The following is a 13,372-nucleotide window of genomic DNA, read 5'->3' as shown; positions in this document are numbered from 1 at the left end:
TAAAAAGCCGCTGTGCAAAGGGGTCCTCCACGCCTTCGCCAGCGACGTCATGTTACTCTTTTGCTATATCCACGAGCTGCGCGTCCGTGAAGTCCGCAAGCGTCTGCGGATCGATGATGATCTGAAGTCCCCTTTTTCCCCCCGAGATGTAGATCCTGTCGAACAGGATCGCGGTCTCATCGATAAATGTCGGATAGGCCTTCTTCATACCCACCGGAGAGCAACCGCCTCTGATGTATCCGGTGATCCCCATGATCTCCTTCACGTGGATCATCTCCACCTTCTTGACTCCTGCCGCCGAGGCGGCCTTCTTGAGGTCCAGCTCACCGCTCACGGGCACCACGAACACGTATATCTCCTTGTCGCTCCCCCTGGTCACCAGCGTCTTGAAGATCTCTTCCTTCGATATGCCGAGGTACTCTGCCACATGGTCACCGGAGAGGTCGGACTCATCGTATTCGTATTCACCAGTCTCGTAGGAAATTCCGGCCTGGTCCAGCATCCTCATGGCGTTGGTCTTCTCCTGCTTGTGCTTGCTCATGCTTACGCCTCCAGTGCCGCGTCCAGCACCCGGTTCACGTTTTCCCTGATGCTGTCGTACTCCTCGCCCGGGTGAGCCTCATAGACCTTCTCTCCGTCTACGAAAAACGCCGGGCAGTAATAATAATCGTATTCTTCCGTCATTTCGGGATGTTCTTTTTCGTTGATCCAGTCTATATCCACCGCGGCGTACCGGTCGTCCTCCGCGATGAGCTCTTTCACCGCCCGCTTGCTGCCTGCGCAGTAAGGGCACAGGTCCATGACGAATGCTGTGACTTTTTTCATGTCTGTTCCTCCATTGCTATTTTTCTTTCTCTCCCCAGAAATCGACGGGTTCATAATCCTGGAGAGGAGCCAGGTATCCTTTATCAGAGAGCTCCTGCTGTATCAGGTCAAGATCCGATTCGCTCTCCGCCCTTACAGTGTGGTAGTGATATCCGGATGTGGCGTTCTTGAGGAGACCTGATTTTCCTGTCTCTATCTCGTGTATATAATTGTCCACATCACGGCGGGAACGGATATTCAGCTTACCTTCCATCACTCCGTAGACTCTGTGATATATGAAAACATCCTCGCAGATGCCTCCCTGATCAACGATGGTGTTCAGCTCATCCCTCGTCTCTTCGTCAGTGTGACGCACCTTGAATACCCGGGTAACTGAATCCTTTTCAGGCATTACATACCCCCGGCTGGTACCGACGATCTGGGTACCGCCTGCCCTGAGGAGAGCAACATCCTGGACGATGACCTGCCTGCTCACTCCGAATGCCTGGGCGAGGCGGGTGGCAGACAGCGGCTCATTCTGCTGCCCGAGTATCTTGCATATTCTTTTTCTCCTGTCTATCCCTTCCATTTGACGAAATCTTTCCTCTCTGTGAATAGTTCCTTCCGAAAAAGCTAAACGTCAGAACCTCTCCTCCAGGAGCTTCATCAGGTTCTCGGCCTCCTCGTCTGTCAGGGTTATGCCCTTGCTCATCTTCTCGTGCTCAGGTGCCCAGTCCCTGATGTCGTACTTTGGCGCCGCCCCGTTGTAGGAAACCATGTTGAGTTCCTTCGTCCAGCCCCCCGCGCTTTCGCTTATCACGCCGATGTGCTCCGTTATCTCATATCTGAATTCTCTGGCCATCTGTTACCTCATTTTTCTGCTGACTTCTTTTCCTGTAGTATTTTACAACAAATATCAGGCCTGCGCCACACGGACACGCGAAGCATCCCGCAAGTCACCGGCAGCAAAAAAGGGACCTCAAAGGTCCCCGCTTTTATATACACCTCTCATGTGTTGACCTCAGAACAGCGCCGATACCAGCGTCAGTATTGCCAGGCCTCCCTGCATCAGGATTATCTTCGGATTGCTGGTGATGCCACCGTAGAGTGCCACCAGTATTATATAACCCATGAGCACCATGACTGCGGTCTTGCTGGTGAACACGAACAGGGCAAGCAGAATGAGCACGCTGATCAGACCATTGTAGATCCCCTGGTTCTTGAAGAGCGTGTTGACCGACTTCCTGGAGAGCTCTTCCCGGTCCATGCCGAATACCTTTGAAGTCTTCTCCGATGCGGTCGCAAATGTTTCCAGGTACATTATGTAAAGGAATTCCAGGGCCGTCAGCGTCCCAAGTATCTTCGTCAGTATCGTCATAAGTTAAACCTCTCTATTTTTTCTGAACTGAATCGATAAAGTTCATTATATTTTCTCTGTATTTCACACATACTACCAGGAGCCCCAGTGCGACTAGTCCAACGATGCCGACACCCACATAATTCTTTTCAGCGAGGAAAATGCCTACGAGAAGGCTCTCTATCACGCCCGGAGTGCGGCCTATGGTCGACACGACGAGGAACGGCCCGAGTTTAATGTCCGAGATGCCCGCCACATAGCTCACCATATCCTTCGGTATGCCGGGTATGAGATAAATGAGCAGAATTATGGTATAAGCTCTGCCGCTGTTCAGCTTCTCCACATAGTCGTTCACCCGCTCCTGCCCGAAAAGGAGATGTAGCGCATCCCTTCCCAGGAAATCGGCGAGCAGATATGTGATAACGCACCCTATGATAGCGCCCAGTATGGTTATGATGTATCCCCCGAGCAGTCCATAAAGGTAGCTGGAGGCGAACTGGATCGGCTGCCCCGGAAGGAAGCTGCAGACTATCTGAGCCGTCTGGAGCAGCACCAGGACGATGAATGCGATGTTCCTGTGCTCTGCCAGCCGCTGAGGAAGAGCGGAAAGGTATTCCTTGTTCATCAGCGTGTCCTTGGCCACAATGACCAGGAAGATAGGTATGCCAACCATTATGAGCAGGAGTACGATCAGCTTGGAGAACGCCTTCACCTTTTCCTTGAAGCTGGAATTGGCAAGGTTGTACCCCACGTCCTGGCGGAAGCGCTTCCAGGCTTCCCTGCGCTCGCTTTTCCTCTCTCTCCCGAAAAAAGGTCTCTCGTCCTTCGGAGGCGCCTGATAAACGGCGTATCGCTTTTTACGCTTTTTCCTCTTCGGAAGATTTGCGCTATTCAGTTTTTCCTTCAGATCTTCCTTCAGTGACATCTACAAGACCTCTCTTTACTAATGTGTCCAGACTCTTGATGACACCGAATCTGGAGTGCTGATATGTAAGGCCTCCCTGGAAATAACCGATATATGGCTCCCTCATGGGACCGTCAGCGCTCAGCTCGATGGAAGAGCCCTGGACGAAGTTGCCCGCAGCCATGACCACCTGGTCATCGTAACCCGGCATGTCCCAAGGGATAGGTGTTACGTAGGAGTCTATCGGAGAAGCCGACTGTATGGACTGGCAAAACGCCACCATTTTATCCGCGTCTCTGAACTCCACCGCTTCGACTATGTCACTGCGTTTCGTGAACGGCTTCGGACACGTCCGAAATCCCAGATTGCTGTATACCAGTGCGCAGAGCATCGCCCCCTTGACGGCGCTGTTCACCACCTGAGGCGCCAGGAAAAGTCCCTGAAGGATCCCCCTGTTCTGCCCAAAGGTAAGTCCGCACTCGGCGCCGATACCCGGGCACGTGAGCCTGTAGGAAATGCGCTCGATAAGCTTTTCCGGTCCCACGATGTATCCGCCGGAGAGGGCGAGGCCACCGCCCGGATTCTTGATAAGAGAGCCTGCCATCACGTCTACCCCGAGCTCGGTCGGCTCCTTGACGTCCACGAACTCGCCGTAGCAATTGTCCGCAAATATGATGATGTCCGGACGGGCCTCCTTCACTGCACTGCATACTCTTTCGATGCTGGCCAGAGAAATTGCCGGACGCCAGTCATAACCCGTTGACCTCTGAAGAGCCACCACTTTAGTCTCGGGCTTAAGAGCCTTAACGATCGCCTCGATGTCCACATCGAATCTGTCGTTAAGAGGGACCTCATCGTAGAGTATGCCGTAATCCAGGAGAGTACCCTTGAACCCTTCCGGATCCTCATCTTCTCTTCCGTTCTTTCCTGAGGTCTTACCGATCACAGTTTCAAGTGTGTCGTAAGGAGCCCCGGTCACATAGAGGAGCTGCTCTCCCGGCTTGAGAAGTCCGAAAAGGGCCGTCGATATGGCGTGTGTGCCGTTTACGATGTTGGGCCTTACGAGAGCCGCCTCTGTGTGGAAAACGCTGGCATAGACCTTCTCCACGGCCTCTCTGCCGGCGTCGTCGTATCCGTACCCGGTGTTCCAACCGAAGTGAGTATCGTTTACATGATTGTCCTGAAAGGCTTTCAGCACCCTCATCTGAGCGATACCGCAGATCTCGTCCGCCTCGCGGAACCATTCTCCGAGCTCCTCCTCGCAACCTTCAACAAAGTCCAGCACTTTTTTCCCGATATCAAAGTTATCAGCAAGATAGTTCTTATAAATATTATTTGTCAACTTATCGTTTTCCCTTCTATTTCTGTCTGTTGTTTCCATTTTCTCCAGATGGAGAGTCTTCCTGGCCTTCACGGCGCTCGAGTTCCCACTCCATGTCGTTCACGAGATCTCTTCTGACATTTTTCTTATGGGAGGCGTATAGCTGCGTAGTGGTCACCTGCTCATGGTCCAGGAGCGCCTGAACATCATAAATGGAGTTTCCCCTTCCGATGAGGCTGGTAGCCGCGGTGGCGCGGAGCTTGTGTGGGCTGTATCCATTGTCCCTGGTGGTGTTGAGAGCGATCGCCGTATATTTCTTTACCAGATCTCTGATAGCCCTGCTCGTCATGCGCTTTCCCTGCAGCGAAAGAAAAAGGGCATCCTCGTGTTCCGGACTGTACGGAGGTATGTTGACGCGCTCATTGTTCAGGTAATCCCTGACCGTCATGATAACGGACCTGTTCAGAGGCATCACGGACTCCTTGTCCCTCTTGCGGTAGATGGTAAACTCACCTCTCGAGAAGTTGAAGCTTGAAACGTTGAGCTGCTGGAGCTCGGAAAGCCTCAGGCCATATGTCACGAAAAGAACGAGTATGGCCTTGTCCCTCAGTTTCGTCCTCTCCCAGTAACTCCTCTCGTGGGGGCCAAAATACGCTCCGGTGGTGACCGCATCCAGCATGATCATCACCTCGTCGTCCTGGAGAGCCTTTATCTGCCTTTCGCCCGCCTTGGGCACGCGGATCGGGTCGAACCCGTCGGTGATATTCTTTTCCACAAGACCGTCCCTGTAGAGTTCCTTGAATAGCACCGAGACAGATGACTTTTTCCTGGCCAGCGTCCTGTTGCTGTTCTCGTACACAGTGGAAGAGCCGCCGTCATCCACTACGTAACGCCTGCAATAGTCCAGAAAAAAATTGATATCTCTCGCCGTGATCCTGCGGATGTCTTCAACGGTGACATCCTTTGGAGTCGCCGCATCCGTGAGATCCGTGTCGTTTACGAGATATGTGAAAAAGAACTTCACGTCGTTGAGATATGCCAGCCTGGTCATCGGCAGGACGTTTCCCTTGAGATAGACAAAATAATCCCTGAGGAACCCCGGCAGCTCCTTCTGTATCTTCTCGCACTGGAGAAATATCTCATTCTCTCTCTCTACGATGTTGTCCGGCTTGTCGCTCTTGTTATGAGATCTGAATTTTTCAGGATCATCTCTCATCTATTTCTGCGCCGCCGCTTCCGGTACCCCTGCCAGGATCTGGTCAAGCACCTGACTGACGGCCTCTCCTTTCCTGATCTCCACCCAGTTCACGTCGTCATATCTCTTCAGCCAGGTCATCTGCCTCTTGGCGAACCGCCTGGTGTTCCTCATTATCTCGTAAACCGCCTCCTTGAGATCGATCTCACCGTCAAGATACTTCAGCGTCTCCTTGTATCCGATGGACTTCATGGACTGGTCATCCGCCGTGAGCCCCATGGCCTTGAGCCTCTTCACCTCGTCTATCAGACCCGAACGCATGAGCTTTATGGCTCTTCTGTTTATCCTGGTATAGAGCCACTCTCTGTCCATGGTGAGGGCAAAGAACCTGAATTCATACTTATCGTTAGGCTGCAGCTTGTTCATCGGATCGATGGAGTCTCCGAGCTCGTAGGCCTCGATCGCCCTCACGATCTTCCGCATGTTGTTGGGATGTATCCTGGCAGCCGCATCAGGGTCCACCGCCGAAAGGAGCTGGTGCAGGTACTGTGAGCCCTGCTGTTCTCCGATGGCCTCCAGCTCTTTCCTCCGTTCCATGTCCACAGGCTTTGCCGCAAAATCCATCTTGTACAATACAGAGTTGAGGTAGAGGCCCGTACCTCCTACCAGAATAGGAGTCTTTCCCCTGTCCAGAATGTCATCGATCGTGTCCAGCGCCAGCTTCTGGTACTGAGCTACCGTGAAGTTGTCCCTCGGATCCACGAAGTCGTACAGGTGGTGCGGCACCTGCTCCATCTGCTTTTTATCGGGCTTCGCGCTCCCGATGTCCATGTACTTGTAGATCTGGACAGAATCGCAGTTGACGATCTCTCCGTTTATCCTCTTCGCAAGATAATAGGCCACTGTGCTCTTTCCCGTGCACGTCTGGCCGGCGATAATGTAAACTGTGTTGTTTTTTCTTCCCACTGTATTGTTTCCGTTCATATCATTTATGTCCACTTTCAGAATTACTTTCTTTTGAACCACCGCTCTATGTCGTATTTCGTAAAGCTCACGAACGTCGGCCTTCCATGAGGGCAGCTGAATGGGTTGATGCACCTTGCCAGCTGCTCCAGGAGCTTTTCCATCTCCTGAGGCGAAAGCCTGTCGTTAGCCTTTACCGACATCTTGCACGAGCGCATGATCAGCTTGTCTATCACGACCCTGTTTCCCGGCTTGAGCTGTCCAAGCTCCTCCATATAAGTCTCTGCAAAGACCCTTGCCTCGCTCTGGCTCATGTACGGCGGTATTCCCCGCACGACGAACGTATCCGCTCCGAAGTCCTCTATGTCGAAGCCCATGCGTCGAAGGTCCTCCATCCACACTCTATCCGATGTGTAGATGTCTGCCGACGTCTGTATGGTAAAAGGCACCAGTATCGCCTGAGGAAGGTGTTCGGCTCCTCTGTACGCCTTCACAAGTCGCTCGTAGTTTATCCTCTCGTGCGCTGCATGCTGATCCAGCAGGTAGATAGTCTCTCCCGCCTGAGTCATGATGTAGCTGTCAAAAATATATCCCTTTATCTGGAGATCATCGAACTGAAAAGGTCTCACCACGGGAGGCGTTATATCAAATTCCCCCTCTTCGGACTTCTGGAAAAGTATATCACGGTTTTGTGATTGGACAGTGGTAGTATCCCTCTGGTCGTGTATTCTCCGCCGTTCTTCAGGCTCCGGCTGCATGGCCAGGAATTCCTTGAGATCTATGGGGTCCGTCTTGATCTTTCCAGATGACTTATCCAGGACTGCTGCATTATCACCGGGAGCAGACTCTTTCTCGGGAGCGGCCTTTTCATCATCAGCAGAATGGTACTTCACGGCATGGTCCTTCACCGTATCCGCCGGGATCTCCTCAAAAGAGACATTTGAGCTATCCCCCGCAGCGTCCGCCCTGACCACTGGCTCTTTTTCCCGGGAAGGCACCGATGGCTGAGAGGCCTGAGGGATGGTGCCCGAAAGGTCCATGACCTTCCTGATGGCCTCCTTGATGTCGTCCGTCACGGCCTTCTGGTCGTAGAGCTTGATCTCCCGCTTGCTCGGATGGATGTTCACGTCCAGATCCTCCGGTGGTATGTCGAAGAACAGGATGGCGATGGGATAACCGGAGAACACCCTGTCCCCGTAACCGTCCATGACCGCCTTTTCGATCACTGAGCTCTCTATTATCCTGCCGTTCACGAAGAAGATCTGCCCTCGCCTCGTGCTCCTGGTAACTCCGGGGCCGGAGATGTATCCGTTCACATATCTTCCGTGGACCTCGAGCAGATTCTTGTAATCCTGCGACTTGTATATCCTGTTGATCGCGGAAAAGCGGTTCCCGCGCCCGTCCGTGGACATCACTTCGGTCCCGTTGTTTATGAGGGTGAAGCTTATCTCCCCGTAGTTTATTGCCAGCTCCTGGATGAGGGTGATAATGGGCCTGGCCTCTGCGGAATCGCTCTTCATGAACTTGCGGCGGGCCGGAGTGTTGTAAAAAAGGTCTTCGACGACCATAGTGGTCCCTGGACTCATGGCGAAAGGCTCCTGAGCAACCACACGCCCTCCGTGGATCTCCAGCTTCACGCCCGCGTCCTCATCTCTCGTCATTGAGAACATGGTTATCCTGGATACCGCGCAGATGCTGGCCAGAGCTTCTCCTCTGAAGCCCAGAGTGCCGATGGCCTCCAGGTCCTGAAGGGTGCTGATCTTTCCGGTGGCGTGCCGCTCGAAGGCGAGCTGGCACTGGTCAGCGGGGATGCCCGTGCCGTTGTCAGTCACTCTGATGTACTCTTTCCCTCCGTGGCGTATCTCCACCGTGATCCTGGTGGCCTGGCCGTCGATGGAATTTTCCACCAGCTCTTTGACGACTGAGAGAGGCCGCTCGATGACCTCTCCTGCCGCGATCTTATCCGCCACAAACGGATCTAACTTCTGGATCAAAGTTCTCCTCCCCGGTCTTCATCATATTCCGTATCGATATCCCTAACCTGGTTCTGCAGGCTGTCTATGATATTCAGGGCCTTCATCGGAGTGATGTCGTTCACGTTCACGGCCCTCAGGCTGTCGATCACCTGCTCATATGGATTTGGAGCATACCGGATCTCCGGCTCCTGATCCCCGACGGCATCGAATATCGATATCTGCTCGCTGGAAATGCCAGTGCCCTTTCCAGCGGCTTCCCCGGCCTCCAGCTCCCTGAGCTTTGCCTGAGCGCCACGCCTCACCTGATAAGGTATCCCTGCGATCTTGGCCACATGTATCCCGTAGCTCTTACTGGCCGCCCCTTCCCTTATCCGGTGGAGGAACACTATGTCGCTGCCGTTCTCACTCACATCCACCGAAAGGTTCCTGATGCAAGGGTACTTCCTGTCGAGGACGGTGAGCTCGTGGTAGTGAGTGGCGAACATGGTCCTGATCCTCAGGTCGTCCCGGCACAGGTACTCCACGGTGGCCCAGGCAATAGAAAGGCCGTCGAATGTGCTGGTGCCCCTTCCTATCTCGTCCAGTATGATGAGGCTTCTGTCGGTGGCATTCCTCAGAATGTTCGCCAGCTCGCTCATCTCTACAAAGAAAGTGGACTGCCCGTATGCCAGATTGTCCGATGCTCCGATCCTCGTGAACACCCTGTCCACGACCCCGATCTCCGCTTCTTTTGCCGGGACGAAGCAGCCCATCTGTGCCATGAGCACGATGACGGCAGTCTGTCTCATGTAGGTGGACTTACCAGACATGTTAGGGCCGGTGATCATGAGCATGCTCTGACCCTCCTGATCCATCTCCGTGTCGTTCGCCACGAACATCTCCCTGCCGATCATCTTTTCCACCGCCGGATGTCTGCCCTCCGTGATCCTTATGGCCTTTCCGGCGTTCACCTCCGGCCTCACGAAGCCTCCGGAAATGGACACCTGTGCGAATGAAGCAAGTACATCGAGAGCCCCCACTGCAGAGGATGCCCTCTGGAGGCCTGGGATATACGGCTTTATCTCGTCTCTCAGCCTGGAAAAAATAGAGTACTCCAGTGCGTTGATCTTCGCCTCGGCGGAGAGGACCAGTCCCTCTTTTTCTTTGAGTTCTGGTGTTATGTACCGCTCGTTGTTGACCAGTGTCTGTTTCCTGATGTAGTCATCCGGAACATTAGCCGATGCGGCCTTGCTGACGTCTATGTAGTATCCGAAGACCTTGTTGTAGCCCACCTTGAGGGTCTTGATCCCCGTTCTTTCCTTCTCTGTCGTCTCGAGGCCGGCGATCCATGCTTTGGCGTCTGCGATGGACTCCTTTAGGCCGTCCAGCTCTTCGTCATAGCCGTCCTTTATTATGCCGCCGTCCGTGATCACGAATGGCGGATCATCCACCACGGCCCGCTCGATCGCATCTGCCAGGCCCGAAAAATCGCCAAGCTTCTGGTCTATGTCCTTCAGTACTTCTGATCTGCATGTGGCAAGGGACTGGTGGAGGTCTGGAAGGGCCTGCAGGGTCACCTTAAGGGCGATGAGATCCTTTGCATTGGCACGGCCGCTGCTGACCCTCGCGCTGAGTCTCTCAAAATCATAGATCTTTCTCAGGCTGCTGATGACCACATCGAGGACGTCCTCGTCATCAACGAGGTCCTGGACTCCGTCCAGCCTGCGATCGATCTCATCCGGGTCTGTCAGCGGCTCCAGAACGTATCTCCTGAGCAGCCTTCCTCCCATGGCGGTCTTCGTCCTGTCCAGGACGCCTAATAGCGACCCGTTGACGTTCTTGTCGTACAGCGTCTCGAGGAGCTCGAGGTTGCGGACCGTAGCACGGTCCAGTATCATGTGCCCCTTCGGGTCGTTGAGCACCAGCTCAGTGATCTGCGACGGATCCTGCTTCTGTGTGTCCGTGAGATACATCAGAAGGGCTCCAATAGCCGATATCAGGCCGTTCCTCCCCTCGATGCCGAGCGGCAGGAGAGAGCCCACGGAAAAATGCTCTTTGATCACCCTTTCTCCTGTCGACTTCCTGTAATACGAGTCGTCCACAACGTTGAAGTAATAAGACCTCCCGTCCCTGTCCAGGATCTCGTTCAGCTTTTCCTTTGTCTTCCCGGTCAGAATTATCTCTCCCGGGGCGATCTTGGCCAGTTCCGAACCCAGAGAATCGTCCTTAGATCCACAGTCGGTCTCGAGCGCGTAAAGCTCCCCCGTTGACACATCCGAATAAGCTATATATGCCTTTCCCCCGGATATCTCGAGAGATGCGATGAAAAGATTTCTGGACGATCCCTGGTCGAAGTCCAGGGTGCCCGGAGTCACCACCCGGATGACGTCTCTCTTCACGATCCCCTTCGCCGTGGCCGGATCCTCCATCTGCTCGCATATGGCTACCTTGTAGCCCTTTTTTACAAGTCTCGATATGTAATTGTCCGCAGCATGAAAAGGAACTCCGCACATGGGAGCCCTTTCCTTCAACCCGCAGGCCCTGCCCGTCAGAGTGAGTTCCAGCTCTCTGGAGGCGATCTCGGCATCTTCGAAGAAGAGTTCGTAGAAGTCCCCCAGGCGGAACATAAGCAGACAGTCCTGATAGGTCCCTTTTATTTCCTTGTATTGCTGCATCATAGGTGACAGCGCCATAGTCTATCTCCTCTGCTGCCGGAAGCCTTCGCTTCCTGAAAAAATATAACGTTCCCTATAGCTGATTCCTCCAGATCCTTGCATTGAGAAGCTCCAACTTCTTCTTGTATGCGGATACGCCCAGGCGGATGAGCTGGCAGGCCCTTCTCATATCTTCTTCCTTCAGAACGTACGCTATTCTTATTTCTTTTTTACCAAGTCCCTCAGTGGCGTAGAAGCCCGCAGCAGGTGCGAACATGGTGGTCTCGCCGTTGTCACTGAACTCCGTTAGCATGAACATGAGGAACTCCTCTGCATCATCCACTGGGAGATCGATAGTCATGTAAAAAGCGCCCTTTGGCTTCACACATGTAACTCCAGGGATCTTTGAGATCTCCTCGTATGCGGCGTCTCTCCTGCTCTGGTAGATCTGTCTGACTTCGTCGAAATATGTCTTGGGCAGTCTGAACAGCGCCGCGGCTCCCACCTGGTCCACCGTAGACACGCAAAGCCTCATCTGTGCCAGCTTCATGATCCCCTGCATGAACTCCTCGTTCTTGCAGGCGACGAAACCGATCCTGGCTCCACAAGCAGAAAATCTCTTGGACACTGAATCTATAACGATCAGCCTGTCGGCCACTCTGTCGAGAGAGGCGAAGGTCTGAGGTGCCAGTCCGTCAAAAACATACTCTCTGTAGACCTCATCACAGATGATCCACAGGTCGTGCTCCTCTGCGAAGTCGGCGATGTACTCCATCTCCTCGTCCGCCAGCACCTGGCCGGTAGGGTTGTTCGGATTGATCACGACTACCGCCTTTGTCTTTGCGGTGAGAGCGGTCTCGAGCATCCCGGACCTCGCATACTGATATCCGTCCTCGGAGCTCGTCTTCACCGGGTTGACATGACCTCCGGCTGTCTTCACAAAGCTGTTGTAATTTGTGTAATAAGGCTCCGGAATTATCACCTCGTCATTCTCGTTCAGGATGGTCCTGAATGTCATGGTCAGAGCCTCGGATCCACCGTTCGTGGTGATTATCTGATCTTCCGTGTATTCTACGTTGTAGTCTCTCTTGAAGTAGTCGATGATGGCATCCACCAGGAGACTGTCACCCTGGGACTGCTGATATGCGATCGTTCCGTTCGTATATTCTCTGATAGCATCCATGAAACACTCTGGTGTTTCTATATCCGGCTGCCCGATGTTGAGCTTATAAATCTTTGTCCCCTGCGCCTCTACCTCGGCCGCAATGGGATTGAAGCGGCGGATCGGGGAAAACTGCATGGAATTAATTGCGTCACTTAATTTCATCTCGGTTATAACTCTCCCATATACATATTATCACTTGTGATAAAAAACCATACCGTTCAGTATTATAACATAACCTTTTGCGGAATTTATAGCCGTAGAGAACATAAAACCAGGAAAGCAATTGGTGAAAAGGATAATCATAACCACCAGTTGAACTGGTGGTTTGTCCTTGCCCTAAAAGGGCCTGTTACTTGCAGGCGTCTTAAGACGCACCGAAATAGACTGCCAACCGCATCTCTATTTTCCGGCTGCGCCTAAGGGCGCTTTTTATTATGCCTTCGTATTCTTGCTACCCGTGAACGGGTCTATGTACTCCTTCAATGTTAATTGATCATTTGCGATATCTTCTTGCAGTTGGTTTCGTATGTATTCTGCGATTGCCTTTTTGTTTCTGCCAACTGTATCGACATAATAGCCACGGCACCAGAAATGCCTGTTCCCATACCGATATTTCATATTCGCATGTCTGTCGAATATCATCAGTGAGCTTTTTCCCTTCAGATATCCCATCACTTGCGATACGCTGTATTTTGGCGGAATTGATATCAGCATGTGTACATGATCAGGGCACAACTCCGCTTCTATTATTTCTATGCCTTTCTGATCACACAACTGCCTAAGTATCTTGCCAATATCCTCTTTTATTTTTCCGTAGATAATTTGTCTCCTGTACTTCGGCGCAAACACTACGTGATACTGACACCGCCACTTCGAATGTGTTAAACTATTGATGTCGGTTTTGGTAATATTACCCATCGATTTATTCCTCCTTTGTTACATGAGTGCGGTTGGAAGCCTCATTCATGATATCACAGGAGGTTTTTTCTTGAAGCTAAAGCTTCTTACTCCACCGGCTTAGCCGGTGGTTTTTTTACACTAAAGATCACAATAA

The 13,372-nt window shown here is 52.7% G+C and carries 13 protein-coding genes; all 13 read right to left on the bottom strand.

From position 1 onward, the window contains the following. Nucleotides 1-52 precede the first annotated feature (52 nt). The 13 genes from ybaK to tnpA all read right to left on the bottom strand — a co-directional run bounded on the left by ybaK (nucleotide 53) and on the right by tnpA (nucleotide 13,236). On the bottom strand, nucleotides 53-541 hold the full coding sequence (gene ybaK, locus BQ7382_RS03870; RefSeq protein WP_077390825.1) for a Cys-tRNA(Pro) deacylase: 489 nt from the start codon (nucleotides 539-541) through the stop codon (nucleotides 53-55). Between the two features lie 2 nt (nucleotides 542-543). Then, nucleotides 544-825 carry a glutaredoxin gene (locus tag BQ7382_RS03865; protein WP_077390824.1) on the bottom strand — a complete coding sequence of 94 codons (282 nt, stop codon included), beginning with the start codon at nucleotides 823-825 and terminating at the stop codon, nucleotides 544-546. A gap of 16 nt (nucleotides 826-841) precedes the next feature. Further along, nucleotides 842-1,393, bottom strand: coding sequence for a transcription repressor NadR (locus BQ7382_RS03860; RefSeq protein ID WP_077390823.1), 552 nt, complete (start codon nucleotides 1,391-1,393; stop codon nucleotides 842-844). Between the two features lie 51 nt (nucleotides 1,394-1,444). Then, on the bottom strand, nucleotides 1,445-1,666 hold the full coding sequence (locus BQ7382_RS03855; RefSeq protein ID WP_077390822.1) for a YdbC family protein: 222 nt from the start codon (nucleotides 1,664-1,666) through the stop codon (nucleotides 1,445-1,447). 159 nt (nucleotides 1,667-1,825) lie between these two features. Further along, complete coding sequence (locus tag BQ7382_RS03850; protein WP_077390821.1) at nucleotides 1,826-2,182, bottom strand: DUF1304 domain-containing protein; 357 nt, start codon at nucleotides 2,180-2,182, stop codon at nucleotides 1,826-1,828. A 13-nt stretch (nucleotides 2,183-2,195) separates the two neighbouring features. Next, nucleotides 2,196-3,086, bottom strand: a complete 891-nt coding sequence (locus BQ7382_RS03845) for a TVP38/TMEM64 family protein (RefSeq protein WP_077390820.1) — start codon at nucleotides 3,084-3,086, stop codon at nucleotides 2,196-2,198. Then, nucleotides 3,049-4,446, bottom strand: a complete 1,398-nt coding sequence (locus BQ7382_RS03840; RefSeq protein ID WP_077390819.1) for a methionine gamma-lyase family protein — start codon at nucleotides 4,444-4,446, stop codon at nucleotides 3,049-3,051. The genes BQ7382_RS03845 and BQ7382_RS03840 overlap by 38 nt, the downstream gene beginning before the upstream one ends. Continuing rightward, the gene (locus BQ7382_RS03835) at nucleotides 4,424-5,602 is read right to left on the bottom strand and encodes a tyrosine-type recombinase/integrase (protein ID WP_077390818.1); all 1,179 of its coding nucleotides are present in this window, start codon (nucleotides 5,600-5,602) and stop codon (nucleotides 4,424-4,426) included. The genes BQ7382_RS03840 and BQ7382_RS03835 overlap by 23 nt, the downstream gene beginning before the upstream one ends. Beyond that, nucleotides 5,603-6,565: a tRNA (adenosine(37)-N6)-dimethylallyltransferase MiaA gene (gene miaA, locus BQ7382_RS03830; RefSeq protein WP_077391215.1), complete on the bottom strand. Its 963-nt coding sequence runs from the start codon at nucleotides 6,563-6,565 to the stop codon at nucleotides 5,603-5,605. A 23-nt stretch (nucleotides 6,566-6,588) separates the two neighbouring features. Further along, complete coding sequence (gene mutL, locus BQ7382_RS03825) at nucleotides 6,589-8,538, bottom strand: DNA mismatch repair endonuclease MutL (RefSeq protein ID WP_077390817.1); 1,950 nt, start codon at nucleotides 8,536-8,538, stop codon at nucleotides 6,589-6,591. Next, nucleotides 8,535-11,192: a DNA mismatch repair protein MutS gene (mutS, locus tag BQ7382_RS03820; protein ID WP_205408162.1), complete on the bottom strand. Its 2,658-nt coding sequence runs from the start codon at nucleotides 11,190-11,192 to the stop codon at nucleotides 8,535-8,537. Before mutS ends, mutL begins: the two co-directional genes overlap by 4 nt. 55 nt (nucleotides 11,193-11,247) lie before the next feature. Beyond that, on the bottom strand, nucleotides 11,248-12,480 hold the full coding sequence (locus BQ7382_RS03815; protein WP_077390816.1) for a pyridoxal phosphate-dependent aminotransferase: 1,233 nt from the start codon (nucleotides 12,478-12,480) through the stop codon (nucleotides 11,248-11,250). A 270-nt stretch (nucleotides 12,481-12,750) separates the two neighbouring features. Next, the gene (gene tnpA / locus BQ7382_RS03810; protein ID WP_077390623.1) at nucleotides 12,751-13,236 is read right to left on the bottom strand and encodes an IS200/IS605 family transposase; all 486 of its coding nucleotides are present in this window, start codon (nucleotides 13,234-13,236) and stop codon (nucleotides 12,751-12,753) included. Nucleotides 13,237-13,372 lie beyond the last annotated feature (136 nt).

The sequence above is a fragment of the Mobilibacterium timonense genome, from assembly GCF_900155555.1.
In the GTDB taxonomy this organism is placed as follows: domain Bacteria; phylum Bacillota; class Clostridia; order Peptostreptococcales; family Anaerovoracaceae; genus Allobaileyella; species Allobaileyella timonense.
Note: the sequence above shows the minus strand (reverse complement) of the source record. Positions and strands in the feature narration are given on the sequence as shown.

Excerpts from the sequence above, each read along its gene's own strand:
- ybaK (WP_077390825.1), bottom strand. The coding sequence starts at position 541 with ATGAGCAAGCACAAGCAGGAGAAGACCAACGCCATGAGGATGCTGGAC.
- BQ7382_RS03865 (WP_077390824.1), bottom strand. The coding sequence starts at position 825 with ATGAAAAAAGTCACAGCATTCGTCATGGACCTGTGCCCTTACTGCGCA.
- BQ7382_RS03860 (WP_077390823.1), bottom strand. The coding sequence starts at position 1,393 with ATGGAAGGGATAGACAGGAGAAAAAGAATATGCAAGATACTCGGGCAG.
- BQ7382_RS03855 (WP_077390822.1), bottom strand. The coding sequence starts at position 1,666 with ATGGCCAGAGAATTCAGATATGAGATAACGGAGCACATCGGCGTGATA.
- BQ7382_RS03850 (WP_077390821.1), bottom strand. The coding sequence starts at position 2,182 with ATGACGATACTGACGAAGATACTTGGGACGCTGACGGCCCTGGAATTC.
- BQ7382_RS03845 (WP_077390820.1), bottom strand. The coding sequence starts at position 3,086 with ATGTCACTGAAGGAAGATCTGAAGGAAAAACTGAATAGCGCAAATCTT.
- BQ7382_RS03840 (WP_077390819.1), bottom strand. The coding sequence starts at position 4,446 with ATGGAAACAACAGACAGAAATAGAAGGGAAAACGATAAGTTGACAAAT.
- BQ7382_RS03835 (WP_077390818.1), bottom strand. The coding sequence starts at position 5,602 with ATGAGAGATGATCCTGAAAAATTCAGATCTCATAACAAGAGCGACAAG.
- miaA (WP_077391215.1), bottom strand. The coding sequence starts at position 6,565 with ATGAACGGAAACAATACAGTGGGAAGAAAAAACAACACAGTTTACATT.
- mutS (WP_205408162.1), bottom strand. The coding sequence starts at position 11,192 with ATGGCGCTGTCACCTATGATGCAGCAATACAAGGAAATAAAAGGGACC.
- BQ7382_RS03815 (WP_077390816.1), bottom strand. The coding sequence starts at position 12,480 with ATGAAATTAAGTGACGCAATTAATTCCATGCAGTTTTCCCCGATCCGC.
- tnpA (WP_077390623.1), bottom strand. The coding sequence starts at position 13,236 with ATGGGTAATATTACCAAAACCGACATCAATAGTTTAACACATTCGAAG.